20 protein-coding genes are annotated in these 23,861 nt (G+C 66.2%); 13 read left to right on the plus strand and 7 right to left on the minus strand.

Annotated features, from left to right (window positions below):
* Positions 1 to 11 precede the first annotated feature (11 nt).
* Positions 12 to 2,027 (minus strand): M3 family metallopeptidase, encoded by a 2,016-nt coding sequence (locus P2Q66_RS03575; RefSeq protein WP_275725616.1) that lies wholly within the window; start codon positions 2,025 to 2,027, stop codon positions 12 to 14.
* A gap of 86 nt (positions 2,028 to 2,113) precedes the next feature.
* Here P2Q66_RS03575 and P2Q66_RS03580 point away from each other — a divergent pair, with 86 nt between their 5' ends.
* Positions 2,114 to 3,400 carry a CapA family protein gene (locus P2Q66_RS03580; RefSeq protein ID WP_275725617.1) on the plus strand — a complete coding sequence of 429 codons (1,287 nt, stop codon included), beginning with the start codon at positions 2,114 to 2,116 and terminating at the stop codon, positions 3,398 to 3,400.
* Positions 3,401 to 3,404: 4 nt separating this feature from the next.
* Here the strand turns inward: P2Q66_RS03580 and P2Q66_RS03585 are convergent, their stop codons facing one another.
* Both P2Q66_RS03585 and P2Q66_RS03590 read right to left on the minus strand, forming a co-directional pair.
* The gene (locus P2Q66_RS03585; RefSeq protein ID WP_275725619.1) at positions 3,405 to 4,154 is read right to left on the minus strand and encodes a glutamine amidotransferase; all 750 of its coding nucleotides are present in this window, start codon (positions 4,152 to 4,154) and stop codon (positions 3,405 to 3,407) included.
* Positions 4,151 to 5,443, minus strand: a complete 1,293-nt coding sequence (locus P2Q66_RS03590) for a Mur ligase family protein (RefSeq protein WP_275725621.1) — start codon at positions 5,441 to 5,443, stop codon at positions 4,151 to 4,153. The genes P2Q66_RS03585 and P2Q66_RS03590 overlap by 4 nt, the downstream gene beginning before the upstream one ends.
* Positions 5,444 to 5,532: 89 nt before the next feature.
* Here P2Q66_RS03590 and pdxT point away from each other — a divergent pair, with 89 nt between their 5' ends.
* The 9 genes from pdxT to P2Q66_RS03635 all read left to right on the plus strand — a co-directional run bounded on the left by pdxT (position 5,533) and on the right by P2Q66_RS03635 (position 15,484).
* Positions 5,533 to 6,243, plus strand: a complete 711-nt coding sequence (gene pdxT, locus P2Q66_RS03595; RefSeq protein ID WP_275725623.1) for a pyridoxal 5'-phosphate synthase glutaminase subunit PdxT — start codon at positions 5,533 to 5,535, stop codon at positions 6,241 to 6,243.
* Positions 6,244 to 6,246: 3 nt separating this feature from the next.
* Positions 6,247 to 7,002 (plus strand): YebC/PmpR family DNA-binding transcriptional regulator, encoded by a 756-nt coding sequence (locus P2Q66_RS03600; RefSeq protein WP_079596230.1) that lies wholly within the window; start codon positions 6,247 to 6,249, stop codon positions 7,000 to 7,002.
* Between the two features lie 32 nt (positions 7,003 to 7,034).
* Positions 7,035 to 7,613 carry a crossover junction endodeoxyribonuclease RuvC gene (gene ruvC / locus P2Q66_RS03605; RefSeq protein WP_079596229.1) on the plus strand — a complete coding sequence of 193 codons (579 nt, stop codon included), beginning with the start codon at positions 7,035 to 7,037 and terminating at the stop codon, positions 7,611 to 7,613.
* 88 nt (positions 7,614 to 7,701) lie between these two features.
* Positions 7,702 to 8,346: a Holliday junction branch migration protein RuvA gene (gene ruvA, locus P2Q66_RS03610; RefSeq protein WP_079596228.1), complete on the plus strand. Its 645-nt coding sequence runs from the start codon at positions 7,702 to 7,704 to the stop codon at positions 8,344 to 8,346.
* A complete protein-coding gene (gene ruvB / locus P2Q66_RS03615; RefSeq protein WP_275725627.1) occupies positions 8,339 to 9,427 on the plus strand; it encodes a Holliday junction branch migration DNA helicase RuvB in 1,089 nt (362 codons plus the stop codon). Before ruvA ends, ruvB begins: the two co-directional genes overlap by 8 nt.
* Before the next feature lie 211 nt (positions 9,428 to 9,638).
* Positions 9,639 to 10,040: a preprotein translocase subunit YajC gene (yajC, locus tag P2Q66_RS03620; RefSeq protein WP_079596226.1), complete on the plus strand. Its 402-nt coding sequence runs from the start codon at positions 9,639 to 9,641 to the stop codon at positions 10,038 to 10,040.
* A gap of 97 nt (positions 10,041 to 10,137) precedes the next feature.
* Positions 10,138 to 11,895 (plus strand): protein translocase subunit SecD, encoded by a 1,758-nt coding sequence (secD, locus tag P2Q66_RS03625; protein ID WP_275725628.1) that lies wholly within the window; start codon positions 10,138 to 10,140, stop codon positions 11,893 to 11,895.
* Entirely contained in the window at positions 11,895 to 12,911 is a 1,017-nt protein-coding gene (gene secF / locus P2Q66_RS03630; RefSeq protein WP_115525737.1) for a protein translocase subunit SecF, read from the plus strand. Before secD ends, secF begins: the two co-directional genes overlap by 1 nt.
* 182 nt (positions 12,912 to 13,093) lie before the next feature.
* Complete coding sequence (locus P2Q66_RS03635; protein WP_079596223.1) at positions 13,094 to 15,484, plus strand: bifunctional (p)ppGpp synthetase/guanosine-3',5'-bis(diphosphate) 3'-pyrophosphohydrolase; 2,391 nt, start codon at positions 13,094 to 13,096, stop codon at positions 15,482 to 15,484.
* Here P2Q66_RS03635 and P2Q66_RS03640 read toward each other — a convergent pair.
* The 3 genes from P2Q66_RS03640 to P2Q66_RS03650 form a co-directional block, all read right to left on the minus strand.
* Positions 15,365 to 16,105, minus strand: a complete 741-nt coding sequence (locus tag P2Q66_RS03640; protein ID WP_275725630.1) for a type IV toxin-antitoxin system AbiEi family antitoxin — start codon at positions 16,103 to 16,105, stop codon at positions 15,365 to 15,367. The genes P2Q66_RS03635 and P2Q66_RS03640 overlap by 120 nt on opposite strands.
* 100 nt (positions 16,106 to 16,205) lie before the next feature.
* Positions 16,206 to 17,849, minus strand: coding sequence for a DUF349 domain-containing protein (locus tag P2Q66_RS03645; protein ID WP_275725631.1), 1,644 nt, complete (start codon positions 17,847 to 17,849; stop codon positions 16,206 to 16,208).
* Between the two features lie 67 nt (positions 17,850 to 17,916).
* Positions 17,917 to 18,735, minus strand: a complete 819-nt coding sequence (locus P2Q66_RS03650) for a peptidylprolyl isomerase (protein ID WP_079596221.1) — start codon at positions 18,733 to 18,735, stop codon at positions 17,917 to 17,919.
* Positions 18,736 to 18,981: 246 nt separating this feature from the next.
* Between P2Q66_RS03650 and hisS the strand changes: the two genes are divergently transcribed.
* From hisS to P2Q66_RS03665, 3 genes are all read left to right on the plus strand, one after another.
* On the plus strand, positions 18,982 to 20,352 hold the full coding sequence (gene hisS, locus P2Q66_RS03655) for a histidine--tRNA ligase (protein ID WP_275725632.1): 1,371 nt from the start codon (positions 18,982 to 18,984) through the stop codon (positions 20,350 to 20,352).
* Positions 20,353 to 20,487: 135 nt separating this feature from the next.
* Entirely contained in the window at positions 20,488 to 22,290 is a 1,803-nt protein-coding gene (gene aspS, locus P2Q66_RS03660; protein ID WP_079596219.1) for an aspartate--tRNA ligase, read from the plus strand.
* Positions 22,291 to 22,349: 59 nt separating this feature from the next.
* On the plus strand, positions 22,350 to 23,159 hold the full coding sequence (locus tag P2Q66_RS03665; protein ID WP_275725633.1) for a GNAT family N-acetyltransferase: 810 nt from the start codon (positions 22,350 to 22,352) through the stop codon (positions 23,157 to 23,159).
* On the opposite strand, the gene P2Q66_RS03670 is transcribed toward P2Q66_RS03665, so the two are convergent.
* Entirely contained in the window at positions 23,160 to 23,834 is a 675-nt protein-coding gene (locus tag P2Q66_RS03670) for an acVLRF1 family peptidyl-tRNA hydrolase (protein WP_079596217.1), read from the minus strand.
* Positions 23,835 to 23,861: the final 27 nt, after the last annotated feature.

Below are 23,861 nucleotides of genomic sequence, written 5' to 3' on the forward strand. Positions count from 1 at the left end.
ATCGATTCGGACTACTCGAGGCCGCGGCGCTTTAGCAGCGGTTCCAGTCTTGCTTCGCGGCCGCGGAGGGTTCGGAAGGACTCCAGCGGGTCGCGGCTGTTGCCTTGGGACAGCAGCTCCCGGCGGAAGCGTTCGCCGTTGGCGCGGGTGAGGCCGCCGTTCTCGGTGAACCAGTCCACCGTTTCGGCGTCCAGCACTTCGCTCCAGATATAGGAGTAGTAGCCTGCGGCGTAACCGGCGCCGGCAAAGACGTGCTGGAAGTAGCCCGTCCGGTACCGCGGCGGGATCAGGGGATGGGCAATTCCCGCGGCGGCGAGGGCCTTCGCCTCAAACTCCAGCGCGTCCTCCGGCACATTGCCGGGCTCCAGCACATGCCACGCCAGATCCAGCAGCGCGGCGCCCAGGTATTCGGTGGTGGCGAAGCCTTCACCCCACAGCCGGGATTCGTTGAGCCGCTCCACAACATCCCGGGGAAGCGGCTCGCCCGTGGCGTGGTGCCGGGCATAGTTTGAGAGCACTTCCGGCCACATGATCCACATTTCATTCACCTGCGAGGGGTACTCCACGAAGTCGCGGGGCACGGACGTGCCGGAAAACCGCGGATACGTGACGTTGGAGAAGAGACCGTGCAGGGCATGCCCAAATTCGTGGAACGCCGTGCGGAGCTCGTCCAGGGTCAGCAGTGTGGGTTCGCCAGCCGGCGGCTTGGAGATGTTCAGGTTGTTGATGACCACGGGCCGGGTCCCGAGCAGGGCCGACTGGTCCACCAGGGAATTCATCCATGCTCCGCCACGCTTGGACTCCCGGCTGTAGTAGTCGCCCAGGAAGAGGCCCAGCCCGCTGCCGTCCTCGTTGCGGACCTCCCAGACCCGGACGTCCGGGTGGTAGCCGGGCAGGTCCGTCCGCTCATGGAACGTAATGCCGTACAGGGACGTCGCGGCAAAGAACACCCCATCGGTCAGCACCCGGTCCAGCTCAAAGTACGGGCGGAGCGCCTGCTCATCGACGTCGTACTTTTCCCGGCGGACCTTGGCCGAATAGTAGGCCCAGTCCCAGGCCTCCAGCGGATGGCCGGCAACGTCTGCCAGCGCAGCGGCCTCGGTGTCCGCGTTACGGACAGCTGCCGGTGCCAGCCGGTTCAGCATCGACTGGACGGACCCGAAGTCCGGTGCGGTCTGGCGGTCCACCACCAGCTCGGCGTAGTTGGCAAAGCCCAGGAGGGAAGCCTTCTCCGCCCGCAGGCCGGCCATGGACCGTGCCAGATCAAGCACGTCAAGGCTTCCCCCGCTGCTGCCGCGGGCCACCGAAGCCTCAAAAAGACGACGGCGGACGTCCCTGTCCTCGAGCGCTGCCAGGGCCGGCTGGTTACCGGGCTGAATGAGTGTGAGAAGGAATTTGCCCTCATGGCCCGCTGCCCGGGCCGCTTCGGCTGCGGCGGCAACATCATCCGCCGGCAGGCCCGCGAGTTCCCCGGCGCTGTCCAGGAGCAAAGCCGCGGACTTCATGCCTTCCTTGACCCGCTGGCCGAATTCGGTACCGAGGCGGGCAAGTTCGGCATTGATCGCCATTAGCCGTTCCCGTCCGGGACCGTCGAGCTGGATGCCGGACTGCCGGAACTCCTTCAGATACTCCTCGACCAGGCGGGCGGACTCGGGGTCACACGCGGACGCATCAACCGCCGAAAACCTCTCGAACAGGGCCCGGTTCAGGAAGATCTCGTCCTGGTGCGCCGAGAACCGGGGTGAACATTCGGTCTCGAGGGTGCGGATCTGCTCCGAAGCATCTGCGGACACCAGCGTGAAGAATGCCGCGGCTGCACGCTCCAGGAGCCGCCCGGACCGTTCCATCGCCACCACTGTGTTGTCGAAGTCTGCCGGTGCCGGATCGTCCACGATCGCCCGGATTTCGGCCAGATGTTCGGCAAGCCCGGCCTCGAGGGCGTCCGAGTAATGCGAGGCATCAATCGCGTCAAAAGGCGGAAGCCCGTACGGCAGGGGACTGGGGACCAGAAGGGGGTTCGTCGTCATGGGGTAAACCTTTCACAGCAAGGCACGCTTCTCAATGTGGGGAAATATCACCCCCCCGGGGCGCTGACCTCTTTAGAATGACGGCTATGGGGACCGTAGCCGGCAAGGGGCCGGGGCGCATCAGCGCCCGCGTCTTGGCGATGTCATTGGCCGGAGCACTGTGGCTGACCGGTGCGCTGGCAGGCTGCGGGCTGCTCGCCGAGCAGGACGGGACTCCGTCCGCACCGGCGGGTTCCCCCTCCGCCGTAACAGCGCCGGTGGCAGGGACAGCGTCCGGTACCACCCCGCCAGCCACGCCCACGCCCACTCCCACGCCCGGAAAGGGCCCGGACTGCCCCGTCCTCCGCTGTACGTCCGTGCTGGTCACTGGCGACATGCTGGTCCACGCCGAGCTCTGGCAGCAGGCACAGCAGGACGCCGCTGCCGCCGGCAAGCCAGGCCTGGACTTCGTGCCCCTGCTGGAGGGCCATCGCCGCTACATCAACAACAGCGACCTTGCCATCTGCCACCAGGAGACACCCGTGGCGGTCCCGGAGGGGCCCTTCTCCGCCTATCCGTCCTTCAACGTCCCGCCCCACATCATCACAGCCTCCAAAGCGGTGGGCTACCAGGCGTGCACCACGGCGAGCAACCACACCATCGACCGCGGCACGGACGGGCTGCTGCGGACCCTCGACGCGCTGGACGCCGCGGGCCTCAAGCACACAGGCTCGTACCGTACGGAAACGGAGTCCCAGGGGATTTTGATCCTGCAGACACCAGCCGCAAAAGTGGCTGTCATCCAGGCGACTTATGGGCTCAACGGGCTCATTGCGGAGCACCCCTGGCAGGTGGACATGCTGGACGCGCCGGCCATGATTGCCAAGGCCGAAAAAGCCCGGGAACTGGGTGCGGATATCGTCCTGGGAGCCATGCACGCGGGCGACGAGTACGCCAGCCAACCGAACATGCAGCAGCAGGACGTGGCGCACGCCCTGGTGGACAGCGGGCAGTTCAACCTAATCTACGGGCACCACACCCACTCGGTGCTGCCGATCGAAAACTACAAGGGCACCTGGATCGTGTACGGGCTGGGCAACGGCGTCACCGAGCTCTCACCCTGGCATGTGGTCAACAATGAAGGCCTGCTGGTCCGCGCCCAGTTCGGCCAGGATGCTTCCGGCAGGTGGACTGCCACGGACCTCGCCTGGGCGCCCTCAGTTATGGTCCGCGACCCTTACCGGTGGTGCTCGGTGGCCGCGGACGCGCCGCAAGGACCGTGCGCGGGACCGGAAGCCGACGCCGCAACCCGGCAGCGGACGGTGGCCGTAGTGGAGTCGATGGGCGCGCCGGCCGCCGGCGCGCACGAACTCCTCATCACCCGCGGGCCGTAACAGCTCAGCGCGGCCGGCGCGCCGCGTGCTCCCTCGCCAGTTCAGCGAACCGGTCATCCGGCTGGCCGGGCTCAAACGTTCCGAACTTCCGTTCAGCTGCGGTGCGGATCAGGAAATCGGCAATGGCAGGGTTTTTCGGCAGCAGCGAACCGTGCAGGTAACTGGCCACGATGTTGCGGTAGCGGGCTCCTTCGTGACCGTCGTTGCTGTTGTTGCCGGTCCCCTTGGCCACGGTGCCGAGCGGACGGACCCCGCTGCCCAGCGTCGTCTGGCCGCTGTGGTTTTCGTAGCCGAGGACTTCACCGAACTCGGGCGTCGATACCTTGACGTTTCCGATCAGGCGTTCGTCGGTGCCGTGGGTTTCCACGTCAAGGATGCCGATACCGGGGATCACGGCGCCTGTGCGGGTCTTGAAAAATTGGCCAAACAGCTGGTACAGCCCGCAGATAACCAGCATGGGAGCGCCGTCCTCCGCCAGGTCCTTGAGAGCGCCCGCCCTTGACTGCAGGTCGTCCTGGATGACCAGCTGCCCGCTGTCCTGGCCGCCGCCGCCCACGATGATGTCCACGTCATCGGGAAAAGGATCACCGACGTTGTATTCAAGCAGTTCGGGCGTGTAACCGTGCCAGCCGATGCGCCGCTGCAGGACCAGGGCGTTGCCCCAGTCGCCGTAGATGTTCATGTCGCGCGGGTAGAGCTGCACCACCCGGAGCGTGCCCTTGCCCTCAGCCGCGGCGGGTGTTCCAGTGCTCAAGAGACAACCTCCACGGTGGTGATTTTGGACAGTTCACGGCGGATGGCCAACATGGCGGTGTAGGTGCAGAAGATGCGCTTGGGCTTGCCCTGGGCCTCCCGGATGAACGCAGCCAGTGCCGGCGCGATCTCCGGCTGCACCGCGCCGGTAGGGACGTCGTCGTATTGCAGCCGGAGCGCCATGTCATACGCCCGGGATCCGGTCAGCTGGTCCACGCCCTCCTCGCGGAGGGAGTCGAACTCCACGTCCCACAGCCATGACATGTCGCGGCCGTCGGCGTAGTTGTCATTGATGGCGATCATCGTGGCGTAGCCGCGGGCGGGGAAGGACTTGAGGCCCAGCCGGAAACCGCTGGGGTTCTTGACCAGCACCAGGTCCAGGGGCTGGCCGTCCACCGTGAGGCTTTCGCCGCGGCCGAAGGCAGGCGCAACCTGGGACAAGGCCTCCAGCAGGGATTCGTGGTCCGCAGTGGCCGCTCCGCTGCCGCAGATGCTCCGCGCCAGGGTCAGGGCAGCGGCCGCGTTAAAGATGTTGTACACCCCCCGGAGCTTCATCCCGGTGGTGACCGTGACGCCGTCGTACTCAAAATCGGCGCTGTCCGCGCCAACCTTTCGGAGTACGACGTCGGCGGCGGGCTTTTCCGGAAGCCCCGCCGGGGCGGGGCTTCCGGGGGCAGCGCGCATGTCGTCGTCGTTGGGGAACGTCCCCAGCAGCGAATCGTCCAGGCCGAAGTACCTGACTTCCTGCCCGGTGAGGGTCTCGGCGATCCTGGCCACCCGGGGGTCTTCACGGTTGAGAACAACCGTCCCGGTGGTCTTGGCGGCGATGTGCTGGAGCAGCTGCGCCGTCTTATCGATTTCACCAAACCGGTCCAGCTGGTCGCGAAGGACGTTAAGCAGGAGGCAGTAGCGCGGGGGCACGCTGTTGACGAAGTGGACGGCGTGCGCCTCATCCAGCTCCAGGACCGCGATATCGGCTTTAAGCCTGCCCCGCCAGTCCACCTCGCCCAACAGGGCAGCGGCGACGCCGCGCGTGAAGTTGCTGCCGGTGCGGTTGGTGAAGACCTTGAGACCCTGGCTCTCCAGCAGTTCCACCACCATTTTGGTTGTGGTGGTTTTGCCGTTGGTACCGCTGACGACGGCGACACCGTGGGGGAGGGTGCTGAGCGTCCGCCGCATGAAGCCGGGGTCGATTTTTTCGACCACCAGGCCCGGCAGGGCGGAACCGCCGCCCCGGAGCCGGGACGCCCGGCGGACCAGCTTGCCGAGCGGAACACTGAAGGAAAACATGATTCGAATATATCCCAGCAGCGGCATGCAACCGCCGCCGGGGTGCTTCCCCGACGGGCAGAAGTGCGCGGTCCCCGTATGCTGGATGGATGACAAATTCCCTTTCAGCTGCTTCGGCGCGCCTTGGCGCAGGCCTGCGGATCGGCGTGCTGGCGCTCCAGGGCGATTTCCGCGAGCACCTTCGGGCAGCGGAGGCATCCGGCGCCAAGGGCGTCAGCGTCCGCCGTCCCAAGGAACTGGACGGACTGGACGGACTGATCATTCCCGGCGGCGAATCAACGGCGATCGACAAACTGGCCCGTGCCTTCGACCTGGCGGAACCGCTGCGGGAGCGCATTGCCGAGGGACTGCCCGTCTACGGATCCTGTGCAGGCATGATCCTGCTGGCCTCTGACATCGCCGACCCCGCCACTGACCTCGCCGGCAATCCGCAGCAGACATTCGGCGGCCTGGATATCACTGTCCGGCGCAACGCCTTCGGCCGCCAGCGTGAGTCCTTCGAGGCGGACCTTGAGTTCAAGGGCCTGGATTTCAGCGCCACGGATTCGGGCGTCGCCCCGGTCCACGCCGTCTTCATCCGCGGGCCGTGGGTGGAACGGGTTGGCCGGGACGTGGAAGTCCTGGCACAGGTGGAACCGGCCGACCCCGAGCACGCGTCCCACGCTGTCCCGCTGCCCGGGACGGCTAGAATTGTTGCAGTGCGTTCCGGCCACCTGCTGGCCACCTCCTTCCACCCGGAAGTGACTGGCGAAAAACGCGTACACGAACTTTTTATCCGCATGATCAGAGGAGAAGCGTAAAGCATGTCAGGCCACTCCAAATGGGCGACGACCAAGCACAAGAAGGCGATCATTGACAGCCGCCGCGCAAAGTCGTTCGCCAAGCTGATCAAGAACATCGAAGTTGCAGCCCGGATGGGCGGCCCGGACCTCGCGGGCAACCCCGGCCTGGAACTGGCGGTCACCAAGGCGAAGAAGACGTCCGTCCCCAATGACAACATCGACCGCGCCATCAAGCGCGGGGCCGGCCTTACCGGCGAAGTGGTGGACTACACCGAGATCATGTACGAAGCCCGCGGCCCGCAGGGCTCTGCCCTGCTGATCGAGTGCCTGACGGACAACAAGAACCGCGCCGCCTCCGAGGTCCGCCTCGCTATCTCGCGCAACGGCGGCACCATCGCCGATCCCGGCTCCGTCAGCTACCTCTTCACCCGCAAGGGCGTGGTGAACCTGCCGAAGAACGGACTCAGCGAGGACGACGTCCTGATGGCGGTCCTGGATGCCGGCGCCGAGGAAGTCAAGGACAACGGCGACACCTTCGAAATCCACTCCGAGCCCGGCGACCTGCCTGCCATCCGAGAGGCGCTGAAGGAAGCCGGCATCGAATACGACACCGACGAGGTGGAGTTCGTGCCGTCCATGCAGGTGGAGCTGGACGTCGACGGTGCCCGCAAGTTCCTCAAGCTCGCCGATGCCCTTGAGGACCTCGACGACGTGCAGAACGTCTACAGCAACGCCGACCTCACTGACGAAGTCCAGGCCGCCCTGGAATCCGAGTGATGTTTGGCCTTGCCTGCTGAAGTCCTGCGCCCGTGACGCTGCGCGTACTGGGCGTGGACCCCGGCCTCACCCGCTGCGGAATCGGTGTGGTGGATGTCGAACGCAACAGGCGGGCCACCATGGTTGCGGTCGGTGTGGTGGGAACCTCCCCGGAAGAGACTCTTGACCAGCGCCTCCTCGTGATCGCCCTGGCCATCGATGAGTGGCTGGACCGCTACGAGCCGCAGGTGCTCGCCGTCGAGCGCGTCTTTTCCCAACTCAATGTCAGCACCGTGATGGGCGTGGCCCAGGCGTCCGGGGTGGTGATCGCCGCCGCGGCCCGCCGCGGGATTCCCGTTGCCCTGCACACGCCGTCCGAGGTCAAGGCGGCAGTGACGGGCAGCGGTTCGTCCAACAAGGACGCGGTCACCAAGCTGGTCACCAAGATCCTCCGCCTGGACGCCCCGCCACGCCCCGCCGACGCCGCGGACGCCCTCGCCCTTGCCATCACCCACGCCTGGCGTGCTGGCAGTGGCGCATCCGTGGCCACGACGGGCCCCGGGAGTTCATCGCTCACTCCGGCGCAGCGGGCATGGGCAGAGGCTGAAGCCAAGGCGCGGCGCGCACGCTGAATGTCCCTGCCCCTTGCTAGGGTATTCGTAAATATGTTCGGATAGCCGGCTCTTTACCAGAAGCCCGGCAGACACCAGGAGCCCGGCTTTGATCAGTTTCCTCCGCGGAACCGTAGCGCACGTAGGCCTGTCCACGGCCGTGATTGACCTCAACGGTGCCGGGATGAGCGTCTACGCCACCCCGCAGACCCTCAGTGGCCTGCGCACCGGTGAGGAAGGAAAGCTGTTCACCTCCCTGATCGTCCGGGAGGATTCCCTCACCCTTTTTGGTTTCGCCTCCGACGATGAACGCGAAGTGTTCGACGTGCTGCTCAGCGTCAGCGGAGTGGGCCCCAGGCTGGCATTGGCTGTCCTGGCAGTCCATGATCCCGAGGCCATCCGGGTTGCAGCCCACACCGGCGACAGCAAGACCTTCACCAAAGTGCCCGGCATCGGTCCCAAGGTGGCAGGCCGGATCGTGCTGGAACTGGCCGGAAAGCTCGTCCCGCACGGCACCGCCGGTTCAGCAGCGGCGCCCACCGCCGCCGAAGCCGCCTGGAAGCCGCAGGTGGTTGCAGCCATGACCAGCCTCGGCTGGTCTGAAAAGGACGCGTCAACCAGCATCGACAAGGCGTTGGCGGACGATCCCGAGGTCTCCTTCCGCGGCAACGTCCCCGAGATTCTGCGGACCACCCTGCGCTGGCTCGGCCAGGACGGGGCGCGCGCCGGCAACCGTGTAGGCAGCCGTGGCTGAACCGTCGCTGGTGGCGGCGGGGGAGGAGCCGGAGGAACGTGCCATCGAAGCCGCCCTCCGGCCCAAGAACCTGCACGACTTCGTGGGCCAGCACCGGGTGCGGAAACAGCTCTCGCTGGTTCTGCAGGCATCACGCATGCGGGGCCGCAGCGCAGACCATGTGCTGTTCTCCGGGCCGCCCGGCCTGGGCAAGACCACCCTTGCCATGATTGTCGCGTCCGAGATGAACGCCCCCCTGCGCATCAGCAGCGGTCCCGCCATCCAGCACGCCGGCGACCTCGCGGCCATCCTCTCCTCGCTGTCCGAGGGCGAGGTCCTGTTCCTCGACGAAATCCACCGTATGTCCCGCCCGGCCGAAGAGATGCTCTACATGGCCATGGAGGACTTCCGGGTGGACGTCGTGGTGGGCAAGGGCGCCGGCGCCACGGCCATCCCGCTGGAACTGCCCCCGTTCACGCTGGTGGGTGCAACAACCCGTGCCGGGCTGCTTCCCGGGCCGCTGCGCGACAGGTTCGGCTTCACCGGACACCTGGAGTTCTACTCCGTGTCCGAACTGGAGCTCGTCCTGCGCCGCTCGGCCGGGCTGCTGGACCTGAAGGTGAACTCAGCCGGCTTCGCCGAAATCGCCGGCCGTTCACGCGGAACGCCCCGTATCGCCAACAGGCTGCTGCGCCGCGTCCGGGACTGGGCGCTGGTCCATGGCATCGAACAAATCGACGCAAGGGCAGCCTCCGCTGCCCTGGACATGTACGAGGTGGACAAGAAGGGGCTGGACCGCCTGGACCGTTCGGTGCTTGAGGCGCTCATCACCAAGTTCGGCGGGGGACCAGTGGGGCTTTCCACCCTGGCCATCGCCGTCGGCGAAGAAACCGAAACCGTGGAAACGGTGGCCGAGCCCTTCCTGGTCCGTGAAGGGCTTCTTGGCCGCACCCCGCGGGGCCGGATCGCCATGGCCCCGGCCTGGACGCACCTCGGCTATGCCATCCCGTCCGGTGTCTTCGCACAGGAGCAGCTGGACCTGTTCGACCCCGGGACGGGCAGCGACGAAGCGGCAGGGGATTGGGCTCCGGAAAGCCAATAGCAGGCTCCCTTCAGCTTTTCCCTTTAGACTGGTATGACGCCCGGCACGTTCGGGTCTCTGTTTCGTGGGTGGCACCGGCCCCCTGCGTCGCTGGGGAAGGAACCGGTCAGGCCTCTGCCTGCCTGAGGGTCCTGCCCCGGCCGGAGCGAAGCCGATGTTGCTGGAAATTCAGCTAGCTAAAAATAAAAGGACGGAATTCCCCTTGGATCTAATGTCAATTCTCCTGTTCGTCATGCTCGGCGTGTTCATCTTCATGATGTTCCGCCGCAACAAGAAGACGCAGCAGCAGCAGGCGGAGCTCCAGTCGAAGTTCGCCCCGGGCGTCGACGTTATGACCAGCTTCGGCCTCTTTGGCCGGATCGTGAGCATTGACGAGGCCGAGAACAAGGTCACCCTTGAGCTTTCCCCCGGCAACCTGGCCACCGTGCACCGCCAGGCCGTCACCAAGATCGTGGAGCCGGCCGCAGTACCGGTGCCGGAAGCCGAATCGCCCGCCGTGCCCGACGATGCCTCTTCCCTCACCGTCCAGGACAGCGGAAGCACCGCTGTGCCGGCGGAGACGCCGGACGAAACCCTGAAGCGCCTCAACGACGAGGGCAAAAAGGACATCTAGTCCCGCACCGCTTTTCACCTCTACCGCAGCGGATCACCGCCGGTGCACGCAACAGCAGGCACCGGCGGTTCCTCCGTGAATAAGAGAAAGATCGACAATGGCACGAACTGGCCCCAAGAAACCAGGCCTCAGGGTCCTGGTCTGGCTCGGTGTACTCATCGCCGCGCTGACCGCCGTCCTGGCCGGCGGCATCCTGGCCGGGCAGGCAAGCTGGGCGCCCAAGCTGGCTCTGGACCTCGAAGGCGGAACCCAGATGATCCTGGCGCCGAAGGTCGAGGGCGGTTCGGACATCAACGAAGAGCAGCTCAACCAGGCGGTGGCCATCATCCGCCAAAGGGTTGACGGCTCAGGCGTCGCCGAAGCCGAGATCAGCACCCAGTCCGGGCGCAACGTGGTGGTCAGCCTTCCCGGAACCCCCTCCAGCCAGACCCGCGACCTGATCCAGGCGTCCGCTGACATGAACTTCCGCCCCGTGCTCCTCAACGGAGCCGGTGCGCCGGTCCCCGAGGAGTCCCGGGCGCCCGAAGACCAGCTGCCCAAGCCAACGGCCGAGCCCGCCAACAGCAGCGACATCAACTGGATCACGCCCGAGATCTACCGCCAGTTCGAGACCCTGGACTGCGACAATCCGTCGCAGGACGAGCAGGAACGCTCCGACCCGGCCAAGCCGCTGGTCACCTGCGAACCCGCCACTGACACCACGCCTGCCATCAAGTACATCCTGGGTCCGGTTGAGGTCAAGGGCAGCAACATTGTCACCTCGTCCTTCCAGCTGCAGCAGGGCGCACAGGGAGCCGTCACAAACGACTGGGCAGTCAATATCCAGTTCGACGACGAGGGAACGGCCAAGTTCAAGGAAGTCACCGAACGCCTGAACCAGTTCTACGTGGCCGCCGGCGGGGAATCGGGCACCGACCCCAAGGCCCAGTTCGCCATTGTCCTGGACGACCAGGTCATCTCCGCACCCCGTTCGCTGGCTGTCATCACGGACGGCCGTCCGCAGATCACAGGCGGTTTCACCGAGCAGACGGCCAAGGCACTTTCGGACCAGCTCCGGTTCGGCGCCCTTCCGATCAGCTTCGAAATCCAGAGCGAGCAGCAGATTTCCGCCACTTTGGGTGGCGAACAGCTGCGCATGGGCCTTCTGGCCGGCCTGATCGGGCTCCTGCTGGTGGTGGTCTACTCGCTCTTCCAATACCGGGCGCTGGGCTTCGTCACCATCGCCTCCCTGGTGGTGGCCGGTGTCCTCACCTACCTGGCCATCGCCATCCTCGGCTGGACGGAAAACTACCGCCTGTCCCTGGCCGGCGTCGCCGGCATCATCGTTGCCATCGGCCAGACAGCGGACTCCTTCATCGTCTACTTCGAACGCATCCGCGATGAGCTGCGCGAAGGCCGCGGCCTGGTGTCCGCCGTCGAGAACGGCTGGAAGCGGGCCAAGCGCACCGTGCTTGCCTCCAAGGCAGTCAACCTGCTGGCCGCGCTGGTCCTGTACTTCGTAGCAGTGGGCAACGTCCGCGGATTCGCCTTCACCCTGGGCCTGACCGCCATCGCCGACCTCATCGTGGTGTTCATGTTCACGCACCCCACGCTGCAGCTGCTCGCCCGCACCAGGTTCTTCGGCGAGGGCCACCCGCTGTCCGGCCTTGACCCCAAGCGCCTCGGGGCCGTGCCGCTGTACCGCGGTGCCGGACGCCTGCGCACCCCCGAGGACAAGCCGTCCGTGGTCCGTGCCAAGAACGCCGGCGCGGCGGCGGAAGCTGAACGCAGGATGACCATCGCGGAACGCCGCCTGGCGGAGAAGCAGGAGCAGCTTGCCGGCTCCTCGAAAACCGCAGCGAAGGAGAACAAGTAATGTCCGGCTTCGCCAACTTCGGTAACGAGCTCTACACCGGAAAGCGTTCCTACAACTTTGTGGGTTCCAAGAAAATCTGGTTCATCATCGCCGCCGTCGCGGTGGCCCTGTCCATCATCATCCCGGTGGCCAAGGGCGGCTTCAACCTCGGCATTGAATTCCGGGGCGGATCCGAGTTCACGGTCTCCAACGTGAAGACCACGGACGCAGCCCTGGGCGAGAAAGCCGTCACGGACGTGGTGGAGGGCAGTGTTCCCCGCGTGGCCAACGTGGCCGGAACCACCATGCGGATCCAGACGGACAAGCTCACGGATGATGAGACACTCCGGATCAAGGAGGGCCTGACCACAGCGTACGGCGTCACCGACAACGAGGTGACCTCGACCTTCGTGGGACCCACCTGGGGCGCCGACGTCACCAAGCAGGCACTGATCGGCCTGGTGATCTTCGTGCTGCTGGCCGCCGTGCTGATGGCACTTTACTTCCGGACCTGGAAGATGTCGCTTTCGGCGATCGCGGGCATGGCGGTGACCATGTTCATCACGGCCGGCGTCTATGCCCTCAGTGACTTCGAAGTGACGCCGTCGGCCATCATCGGCTTCCTCACCGTCCTGAGCTACTCGCTCTACGACACCGTGGTGGTGTTCGATAAGATCCGCGAAAATACGGCAGAACTGGACGCTTCAACGCGCCGCACGTTCGCGGAGGAAGTCAACCTCGCCGTGAACCAGACTCTGGTCCGCTCGATCAACACCATGATGGTGGCCATCCTCCCGGTGGGTGCCATCCTGTTCATCGGTGCAGGCCTGCTGGGTGCGGGTACTCTCCGCGACCTTTCGCTGGCGCTGTTTGTCGGTATCCTCATCGGCACGGCCGCCACGATCTTCGTCGCTGCCCCGATGTACGCCTGGCTGCGGCAGAACGAACCGGACCTTGTCAGGCAGGCCAAGCGCGTGGAGCACCGCCGGGCCAGCACCACGGAGCGGCCCGCTTCGGCTGAACCTGCCCAGGCCTGAACAGGCGCAATCCCACGAACGGGCGCAACACCCCAGGCTGATTGCCTGAAAGCCAGCAAGGGCCGGACACCACAGGTGTCCGGCCCTTGCCTGTTCCTTCGGCACATTTAGGGGCCGGTTATAAAAGTCGCCGCCGCGGGGAATAGACTGAGGTAATTAAGACGGTGGTGAGGGGTGCTTCATTGGAAGAACGTTCGGCGTCGGCGCCAACGGCACAGGGAGACAAGAATCCTGCCGGTGTACAAACCGGGGTTGCGGCATCAGCGCGCCCAGGCTCATTGGTGCCCGTTGACAACTCGGGGTCCCGCCCCACATTCCCCGGACGCAGGGAGCGCACCCGCTCCAGGCTGGCCCGCCTGACCGGGCGCGGCACCGCTACCTATTCGCCCATCCTCGAGCCGCTGCTGAGGACCGTACGGGCCAACAACCCCAAAGAGGACTTCGACCTCATCCAGCGCGCGTTCGACGTCGCGGAGCAGAGCCACCGGGGCCAGAAACGGAAAAGCGGCGATCCGTACATTACCCACCCCGTGGCAGTGGCCACCATCCTCGCCGAGCTGGGGCTCAGCGGAACCACCCTGGCAGCTGCCCTCCTGCACGACACCGTAGAGGACACCCCCTACACCCTCGCTGACCTGAAGCGGGACTTCGGCCCCGAAGTGGCCATGCTGGTTGACGGCGTCACCAAGCTGGACAAGGTCAGCTTCGGCGAGGCCGCCCAGTCCGAAACGGTCCGCAAGATGGTTGTTGCGATGGCCAAGGACATCCGTGTCCTGATGATCAAACTGGCCGACCGGCTGCACAACGCCCGCACCTGGCGCTTTGTCTCCGCCGAATCGTCGGCACGCAAGGCCCGTGAAACCCTGGAGATCTTCGCTCCGCTGGCGCACCGCCTGGGCATGAACACCATCAAGTGGGAGCTGGAGGACCTCTCCTTCGCCGCACTGTACCCGAAGGTATACGAAGAGATCGTGCGGATGGTGGGGGACAGGACTCCCGAGCGCGAGAAGAGCCTGAGCGTCATCCGCGACCAGATCACCGAGGACCTGCGCACCGCCCGGATCAAGGCCACCATCACGGGACGGCCCAAGCACTACTATTCGATCTACCAAAAGATGATTGTCCGTGACAAGGACTTCGACGACATCAACGACCTCATGGGCGTCCGCGTCCTGGTGGACTCCGTCCGGGACTGCTATGCAGCCCTGGGCACGATGCATTCGCGCTGGAACCCGCTGCCCGGCAGGTTCAAGGACTACATTGCGATGCCCAAGTTCAACATGTACCAGTCGCTGCACACCACGGTAATCGGCCCCGGCGGCAAGCCCGTGGAAATCCAGATCCGGACCCACGAAATGCACCGCCGGGCGGAATACGGTGTGGCAGCACACTGGAAGTACAAGGACCAGCCCAACCGTACCGCCGTGGGCCCCGGCAGCCCCCGTGACGGCGACATGGGCTGGCTCCGCTCCCTGGTGGACTGGCAGCAGGAGACCTCGGATCCGGGCGAGTTCCTGGACTCCCTGCGCTTCGAGATCAACGCCCGCGAGGTGTTCGTTTTCACCCCCAAGGGTGAGGTCATGGCACTTCCGGCCGGCTCCACCCCTGTCGATTTCGCCTATGCGGTCCATACGGAAGTCGGACACCGCACCATCGGCGCGCGCGTCAACGGGAAGCTGGTTCCGCTCAACAGCGAACTGAACCACGGCGACTGGGTGGAAATTTTCACGTCCAAGGCCGAAGGCGCCGGGCCCAGCCAGGACTGGCAGCACTTCGTCAAGAGCGCACGTGCCCGGAACAAGATCCGGCAATGGTTCAGCAAGGAACGCCGCGAAGAGGCGATCGACCGCGGCAAGGAACTCCTGACCCGGGCCATGCGGAAGCAGAACCTTCCCCTGCAGCGCCTGATGACGCACGAGGCCCTGGCAGCGGTTGCCGAAGAATTCAAGTACGTGGACATCTCCGGCCTCTACGCCGGAGTGGGCGACGGCCACACCTCCGCCCAGTCGGTGATGGAGAAGCTCGTCGAAAGCCTCGGCGGCAACGAGAGCGCCGACGACGACATCTCCGAAGTCAGCATCCCCACCCAGGTCACCAAGGCGCGGTTCTCGGATTCCGGAGTGGTGGTCCGCGGCGTCGGCGACGTCTGGGTCAAGCTGGCGCGCTGCTGCACCCCTGTCCCGCCCGACCCCATCCTGGGATTCGTGACCCGCGGCTCGGGCGTATCCGTGCACCGGACGGACTGCACCAACATTTCGGACCTTAAGGACCAGCCGGACCGGATTGTCGACGTTGACTGGGCACCCACCCAGTCAAGCGTGTTCCTCGTTGAGATCCAGGTGGAAGCCCTGGACCGCAAGTCCCTGCTGTCCGACGTGACCCGGGTGCTTTCGGAAAACCACGTGAACATCCTTGCCGCCAGCGTCCACACATCCACCGATCGTGTGGCCATCTCAAAGTTCGCCTTCGAGATGGGCGACCCCAAGTACCTGAGCCACGTCCTCAGCGCCGTCCGCCGGATCGACGGTGTCTTTGACGTCTACCGCACCACTGGGAACAAGCGCCGGAGCTAGCCGGGCCAGCTTGTCCAGTGCCGCCCTTTTGTGCGGCACCCGCGGCGATGCCTCAATTGCGAGGACCAGCAGCCGCAGCCGCACGTCCTTCTGCGGTCGGGCCAGTAACCGCTCAAGCGTGGGCACGGCGCGCTCAGCGTCGACGTGCAGCGCGACGTCCAGTGCCGTCCGCAACGGGCTGGACACCATCAGGCCGCCCAGGCTGACGACGTCGAACGGCCCCAGCTTGACCTCGTGGAGGGTGCAGCCCCTGGTATTGCGCAGGCTCGAGACCCGCCGCTTGGCATCCACCAGCAGTGCAAGACGGTCCGGCTCGGCTGCGCAGCCGTAGATCCAGGCCGCCGTCATGCGGCCCGCCACCACCCGTTGCCTCACGGATGCAGGAACGGCGGACGCAGCAGCCCTTGCCCGCAGCTGCGGGGAGGCCAGCACTTCCGGCAGGGTGTAGCCATGCTGATGGAAGCGGGCAAGCAGTCCGTCCGACGCAAGCGACTGCAGTTCCGGCAAGGCAAAGGGCATGCCCGGCGCATACAGCTCGGGAAAGCGGGGCGCCGCTGTGGAACCGCCCGGGGGCGGGTCAATGCCTGCTGCGGCAGTGGAATGAAACGATGGTGTCGCCATCCGTCCATCCTGCCGCGAACCCCTTTAACGGGAACAGGCCCGGTTCCGGTTTTGTGGAAAACCGGGACCGGGCCTGTCCGCTAAAGGAACAGCCGGAAGGTCAGGAGAGCTCGCTGGCCGAACGCTGGATCTGGTCAAGCCACGCCTGGCGGGCCTCGAGGGCTTCCTGCGCAGCCTTGATCTTGCGCTGGTCACCGCTCTTTTCCGCCTTGGCCAGGTCATCCTGCAGGCCGGCGATGGCGGACTCGAGCTGGGACAGGGCGCTGTTGGTGCGTGCCTTACGCTCCGGGTTGGACCGCTGCCACTGCTCTTCCTCGGCGTGGCGCACGGCGTCCTCAACCTTGCGGAGCCCGGCCTCGATGCGGCCCATATCGGCGCGCGGCACCTTGCCGGCTTCTTCCCAACGGTCGCGGACGGACTGCAGTGCCTTCTTGGCGGCTGCAAGGTCCTTGACCGGAAGGATTGCGTTGGCTTCCGTCAGGAGGGCTTCCTTGACGGTGAGGTTGGCGGCGTACTCCTGGTCGATCTCGTCGTTGGCGGCCTGCCGGTTCGTGAAGAACACATCCTGCGCGGCACGGAAACGGGCCCACAGAGCGTCGTCGTCCTTGCGGCTAGCCCGCGGGGAAGCCTTCCACTGGTCCATCAGGCGGCGGTACTCACCGGCAGCGAATCCCCAGTCGGTGGACGTGGACAACGCCTCAGCTTCGGCAATCAGCTTTTCCTTCGCAGCCTTGGCCGAGGAGTTGTTGCTGTCCAGCTGGGAGAAGTAGGCCCTGCGGTGGCGGTCGAAAACGGTGCGCGCGGCGCGGAACCGCTTCCACAGGGCGTCTTCGTTGCTGCGGCCCAGGCGGACGCCGCTCTTCTGCGCAGCCTTCCAGCTCTCAAACAGCTCGTTCATGCGCGCGCTGGATGTCTTCCACTGTGTCTGTGCCGGGTCCTGGCCGGAGATCTGCTCGGCTTCAGCCACGATGGCTTCGCGGGCAGCAAGCTCGGACGCCCGGACGGCGTCGTGCTCGGCCTTCTCCGCCTTTTCGAGTTCGGAGATCTGCGTAGAAAGGCTGTCCAGCCGCGCCTCGGCAGCGCGCAGGTCACCCACCATGTTCCGTTCGGCGAGCTGCTCCCGCAGGTGCGTCACGGTTTTCTGCATGTCGGTGCTGGGGGCCTTGGAGCTGACGCGCTGTTCAAGCAGCACAATCTGGGCCACCACGTCGTCGTATTTCCGCGCAAAGTACGCCAGGGCCTCGTCGTCGCTCACGCCGGGGTACTGGCCCACGGGGTGCTCGCGGCCGTCGATGGTCAGGAAGACGTGCCCGTCACCTTCCACGCGTCCCCACTTCGAGGCCTCTGCCAGCGACGTGGCCGGCGGTGCCTGGACCGGAGCCACGGCCGGCGCTGCTGCTGCCGGCTTGGGACGGGAGGCGAAGGCTGCGGGGGACGGGGCGGACGGCCGGGGGCCGGGGGCCGGTGCAGGCGCGGCGGCGGTTTCGGGAACCTCGGCGGAGGGGCTTTCCTCGGCCGGGGCCTCCTGGGCCGGAGCTTCTTCGGCCGGAGCTTCATCGGCCGGGGCCTCCTCGGCCGGCGCTTCGACGGCCTCCGCGGCGGGGGTACCGTCTTCTGCAGGGACCTCGGCGGGTACTTCCGTTTCCGGTGTGCTGGCTGCTTCAGTTCCTGCGAGGTCCGTGGCGTTGGCCGCCGCTTCGGTCAGGTCTGTTGCTGTTTCGTCGGATTTCTGACTGTCTGTCACCGCTAAAAGTCTTTCGCTTGGAGGGAAATACTCACGTTCTGCACCGCGGCCACGTTGGCCCGGCTTCCTACTTCAGAGAAAACGAGTCTATCGTGACTGGTTCAACAGGCGCGCCGTCTGTGTCGCTGCTGCCCGGCGTGATCCCTGCGGCAGCAATATTCGACACCACGTCCAGTCCCGACGTCACCCTTCCGACCACCGTGTAACCCCCTGCCGAGTCAGCCGGGATGGCAGTGTCCTTGTAGACGATGAAGAACTGCGTGCCATTGCCGTAGGCGTTGTTGCCTGTCCTGGCCACGGCGATGGTGCCCGCAGGATAGGTATTGTCAGCCGGCGTGTTTTCCAGTGGCCCCCAGGTGTAATTGGGATCGCCCTGCCCGTCGCCCGTGGGCGAGCCGCACTGCAGGACGCCGAACGCATCCGCGGTGGTGAGCCGGTGACAGGTCTTTCCGTTGTAGAAGCCCTCATCGCTGAGGGACTTGAAGACCGCCGCAGCCTGCGGGGCGCTGGTGCCGTCCAGCTCCACACCCAGCGGGCTTCCGTTCAGGACCAGGTCACCGGTGAAGGTCTTGCCGGCGGCGGTATCAGCGGCCGGGATGTTGGGGCCATTGGTGGGTGGGGCTGACGTGCTGGCAGAGGGGTCAGCCGAGGCTGACGGATCGGTCAGGCCGGCCTCGGCTGCAGCGAATTCGTCCTCAGTCGGGTTGCCGGCGAAGGCAGTGAGCTGGAGGACGACGGCGAGCACCACGGCGGCGGTTCCGGCACCGGCGGCCACGAGGTTGTCGCGCTTGCGCCGCTTCTCCTGGTCCCGCCTCAGCTCGCGCTTGGCTTCCATCTGCTGGATACGCCGTTTGGCTTCGCGGGCACTGCGTGAACTGGCCGCCAAGGGTCCTCCTCATTGTCGGGCTGCTGCGCCATCTGGTTGTCGGGCTGCTGCGCAGCGGACATGAAGGCCGCAGGCACAGTTTTCTGACGGCCGAGCCCTGCCGGTCCGGCGCATTAGAGATGCACACGGATGACGCATAAACTGACTGCCGCACATAGTTTATGCATGACTGGCTGGACTGCCGCGGTTCCGCGCCCACAGCGGGCGAAATGCGGCTGCATCCGGCGCACCAAGAGGAGAACTTCCATGGCACGCACCGCCTCCCTGTCCGGATTCCCCGAGTGGCTTCCCGAGGAGCGGCTGGTGGAACTCCATGTCCTGGACACCCTGCGCCGGGTCTTCGAACTGCACGGGTTCGGCTCCATCGAGACCCGCGCCGTGGAGACGGTGGGCCAGCTGCTGCGCAAGGGTGAAATCGACAAGGAAGTGTACGGGCTCAGCCGGCTCCAGGAGGACGAAGGCGCCAACCCCGTCAAGGGAGGCAAAGCCGATCCGCACGCGCTTGCACTGCACTTCGACCTGACCGTCCCCTTCGCCCGGTACGTTGTGGAGAATGCCGGCTACCTGGCGTTCCCGTTCCGCCGCTACCAGATCCAGAAGGTGTGGCGGGGTGAGCGTCCGCAGGAAGGCCGTGCCCGCGAGTTCACGCAGGCGGACATCGATGTGGTGGGCGACGGTGAACTGCCCTTCCGCTACGACGTTGAGATCGCCCTGGTGATCGCGGAGGCGCTCAGCGCGCTGCCCATCCCGGACTTCAGGCTGCGGATCAACAACCGCAAACTCGCCGAAGGTTTCTACCGGGGCATCGGCCTTGAGGACACCGCCGGCGTGCTGCGCAGCATCGACAAGCTCGAAAAGGTGGGCCCGGCCAAGGTGGCGGAACTGCTGCAGGAAGAACTGGGTGCCACCGATGAGCAGGCCCAGAAGGCGCTGCAGCTGGCCGGTATCCGCACTGAGGACACCTCTTTCGTGGCCCAGGTCCGGACGCTGGGCGTCAGCAATGACCTGTTGGACGAAGGCCTGAACGAGCTGGAACAGGTGATCGACGCCGCTGTCCGGCGGGCTCCCGGCAAGGTGGTGGCAGACCTCAGCATCGCCCGCGGCCTTGACTACTACACGGGAACAGTGGTGGAAACCGTCCTGGTGGGCCACGAGCAGCTGGGCTCCATCTGCTCCGGCGGCCGTTACGACGCCCTGGCATCCAAAGGCAACCGGAAGTTCCCGGGCGTCGGGTTGTCCATCGGCGTTACCCGGCTGGTCTCCCGCATCCTGAGCCAGGACCTGGCCAAGGCTTCCCGTTCGGTGCCTACCGCGGTGCTGGTGGCTTTGGCGAGCGATGACAGCTGGGACGCAGCCCAGGACGTGGCAGCGCAGTTGCGCAGCCGCGGCATCCCCACCGAGGTGGCCGCCAAGGCGGAGAAGTTCGGCAAGCAGATCAAGTTCGCTGACCGGCGCGGCATCCCGTTCGTCTGGTTCACGGACGACGACGGCACTCACCAGGTCAAGGACATCCGGTCGGGGGAGCAGGTGGCAGCCGCGCCCGAAACCTGGGCGCCGCCGTCGGAGGACCTCACCGTCCAGGTGGCCACGGCAGCCCAGGTGGCAACCGCGGTCTAAGACGGTTCGTCCGCCCCGGGTCCGCCGTGCGGTGACAGCGGCCGTCCAGCGGGTAAACTCGGACGGGACTGTTCCTGGAGTGGTTCCTTTTAAATTCCCACTGCTTTCCTTCTGTTCTCTCTAGAAAGGTGTGCTGTGCTGCGCACACATGACCTCGGATCCCTTCGTTCCGAGCACATTGGACAAACCGTAACCCTGGCCGGCTGGGTGGGCCGCCGCCGTGATCACGGTGGTGTGGCATTCGTTGACCTGCGCGATGCTTCGGGCGTGGCCCAGGTTGTGGTCCGCGAGGAAGAGGTCTTCCACGGCCTGCGCAACGAGTACGTCCTGCAGATCAAGGGCACCGTTTCCAAGCGGCCGGAAGGCAATGAGAACCCGGCGCTTGCCACCGGTGAGATCGAGGTCATCGCCGAGGACGTTACGGTCCTGAACACCTCGGACCCACTGCCGTTCCAGATCGACGAGCACGTGGAAGTGGGCGAGGAAGCCCGCCTCAAGCACCGCTACCTGGACCTCCGCCGCCCCGGCCCCAGCCGCAACCTGCGGCTGCGCTCCGAAGCCAACCGGGTGGCCCGCGAACTGCTCCACCGGGACGGGTTCGTGGAAATTGAGACCCCTACGCTGACGCGTTCGACGCCGGAAGGCGCCCGTGACTTCCTGGTTCCGGCACGCCTGGCCCCGGGCTCGTGGTACGCGCTTCCGCAGTCGCCGCAGCTTTTCAAGCAGCTCCTGCAGGTTGGCGGCTTCGAGAAGTACTACCAGATCGCCCGCTGCTACCGTGACGAGGACTTCCGCGCGGACCGCCAGCCGGAGTTCACCCAGCTGGACATCGAGGCCAGCTTCGTGGACCAGGACGACATCATCACGCTGGGCGAAAACATCGTCCAGGCAGTGTGGAAGCTCATCGATGTGGAGATCCCCACGCCCATCCAGCGGATCACCTATGCCGATGCGATGGCCCGCTTCGGTTCGGACAAGCCGGACCTTCGCTTCGGCCAGGAGCTGACCGAGCTCACCGAATTCTTCAAGGACACCAACTTCGGCGTCTTCAAGGCCCCGTACGTGGGTGCCGTCGTGATGCCCGGCGGGGCGTCCCAGGCACGCCGTGCCCTGGATGCCTGGCAGGAATGGGCCAAGCAGCGCGGAGCCAAGGGCCTGGCCTACGTCCTGTACAAGGAGGACGGCGAGCTTGCGGGCCCGGTGGCCAAGAACCTCACCGACACCGAGCGGGCCGGCCTGGCAGACGCCGTCGGCGCCAAGCCGGGCGACTGCATTTTCTTCGCTGCCGGCGAGAAGACGCCGTCGCGTGCACTCCTGGGTGCCGCCCGCGTGGAAATCGGACACCGCACCGGTTTGATCGACCCCAGCGCCTGGGCGTTCTGCTGGGTAGTGGACGCGCCCATGTTCGAGCCTGCCGCCGCAGCCGTGGCCTCCGGCGACGTGGCGGTGGGTGCCGGCCAGTGGACTGCCGTCCACCACGCCTTCACCTCGCCCAAGCCCGAGTTCCTGGACACCTTCGACAAGGACCCCGAGTCCGCGCTGTCCTACGCCTACGACATCGTCTGCAACGGCAACGAAATCGGCGGCGGCTCCATCCGTATCCACCAGCGCGACGTGCAGGAGCGCGTCTTTGAGCTGATGGGCCTGGACAAGGAGGATGCCCAGACCAAGTTCGGCTTCCTGCTTGAAGGGTTCAAGTACGGCGCGCCCCCGCACGGCGGCATCGCCTTCGGCTGGGACCGCGTGGTTTCCCTGCTGGCGGGAGTGGACTCCATCCGCGACGTCATCGCCTTCCCGAAGTCCGGCGGCGGCCACGACCCCCTGACGGACGCTCCGGCCCCCATCACGCCGCAGCAGCGCAAGGAAGCCGGCGTCGACTTCAAGCCTGAGGCCACCAGGCCCGTTGAGGTGAAGAAGGCAGAAGCGGTCGCCAAGTAACGGCTGACGGCCATACGGCAGGAGGCTCCCCGGCACGTCCGGGGAGCCTTCTGCCATTTATGAAGGAGATGAATGTGCCGGGCGTCCACACAACACGTTTTGCGGTCGAGACGGCCATGGATGCTGCCTGGCCGGCTGTGGAACGGCACGAATCGGGCGGCTGGGTTTTCCGGGCCGCGGATGGAGTAACGCAGCGCGCCAACTCCATCTGGCCGCGCCGGATTCCCGACGGCGGTTCCCCTCACTTTCCGGTTCTGCTCCGGGACGCCAGGTCCTGGTACCGCAACCGGCGGCTGCCGGTGATCTTCCAGGTTTTTGACGATGCCCGCACGGCGCCCCTCAACACTTTCCTGGATGCGGAGGGCTTTACGCGGCAGTCGGAGACGCTGATCATGGCAAGCTGGCCTTTGGCGGCTGCGGCGGCGCCTGACCGCACCGTTGAACTTTCAGCGCAGCCATCGGATGAATGGCTGCGGGTGTGGTGGGACGTGGACGGCCGCGGTGGTGCGGAGGCACTGGCAACCGCCCGCGGAATCCTGGAAGGCTGCCCAGCCCTGTACGCCCTCGTGCGGGACGACGGCGGCCGGCCCGCCGCCGTCGGACGCCTTGCCCTTCCGGACAAGACGCTGGGGTGGGGTGGGATCTACTGCATGGCCACGCATCCGGACGCCCGCCGCCGCGGCCACGGCACGCGGATCCTCGACGCGTTGCTGCAGGCCGCGGCCGAACGGGGGCTGGAAGGCTGCTGGCTGCTGGTCACCGCCGCGAACCGGGCCGCCCAGGAGCTTTATGCAAAGGCGGGGTTCCAGGAAACGGGACGTTACCTCTACCGGCAGGAACGGCCCAGGCGGCACCTTACCGGCTGCTGACTATCCGGGCTGCGCGTCGGTCACCTGCACCCGAACGGAACAGGCATCTGCTGCCGCTTTTTTCACGACCGCTGCCTTGGGCTCGGCTACGTCAAGGTAGGCCAGCCGCGGCAGGCGGGCGTACTCCTGCAGAGCCGGGTGCGCCAGGACCTGGTCCGCCAGCGCCCGGTCGCCGCCGGGAAGCAGATATTCGAAGGATCCCCGGCCAAACACTTCAGCGGCCTGCACCGCCACCGCCTCCACCAGCGCATCGGCCTGGTTGGACCGGCGCCGGGCGAAGCGCTGCTGGGACTGGCCGCCCGCCGCCGTCCGGGACTGGACGTACCGTGTGCCCGCCTTTGAAGCCAGCAGCTGCCCTTCGGCGGCGATACCCAGGCCATAACCGCCACGGCGAACCAGCAAGAGACCAAGCCGGCGGGGCTGCGATGAGAGCGACGCCAGGCGTTCCACGGCATCCGACCCGCGTCCTGGCCTCCCATCCACGGGCCACGGCGCCTGCAGGAGCGCTTCGGCGCCGTCGGCAGCCACGACCCGCAGCCCGTCGTCGTCATCGTGCAGCACGCAGCCGCCATGCGCGGCGCCGAACCGCTCCACCCAGCCGGCCAGCCGGCTGCCGGGAACGAAAGCGGTCCGGACGGAAGGCGGGCGGTTTCCGGCGGCAGCTCGGGCGGGCATGGCGGGATCCTTTGGTAGGCAGCTGGG

Origin of the sequence: Arthrobacter sp. Cr_A7, assembly GCF_029222765.1 — a bacterium.
GTDB lineage: Bacteria > Actinomycetota > Actinomycetes > Actinomycetales > Micrococcaceae > Arthrobacter.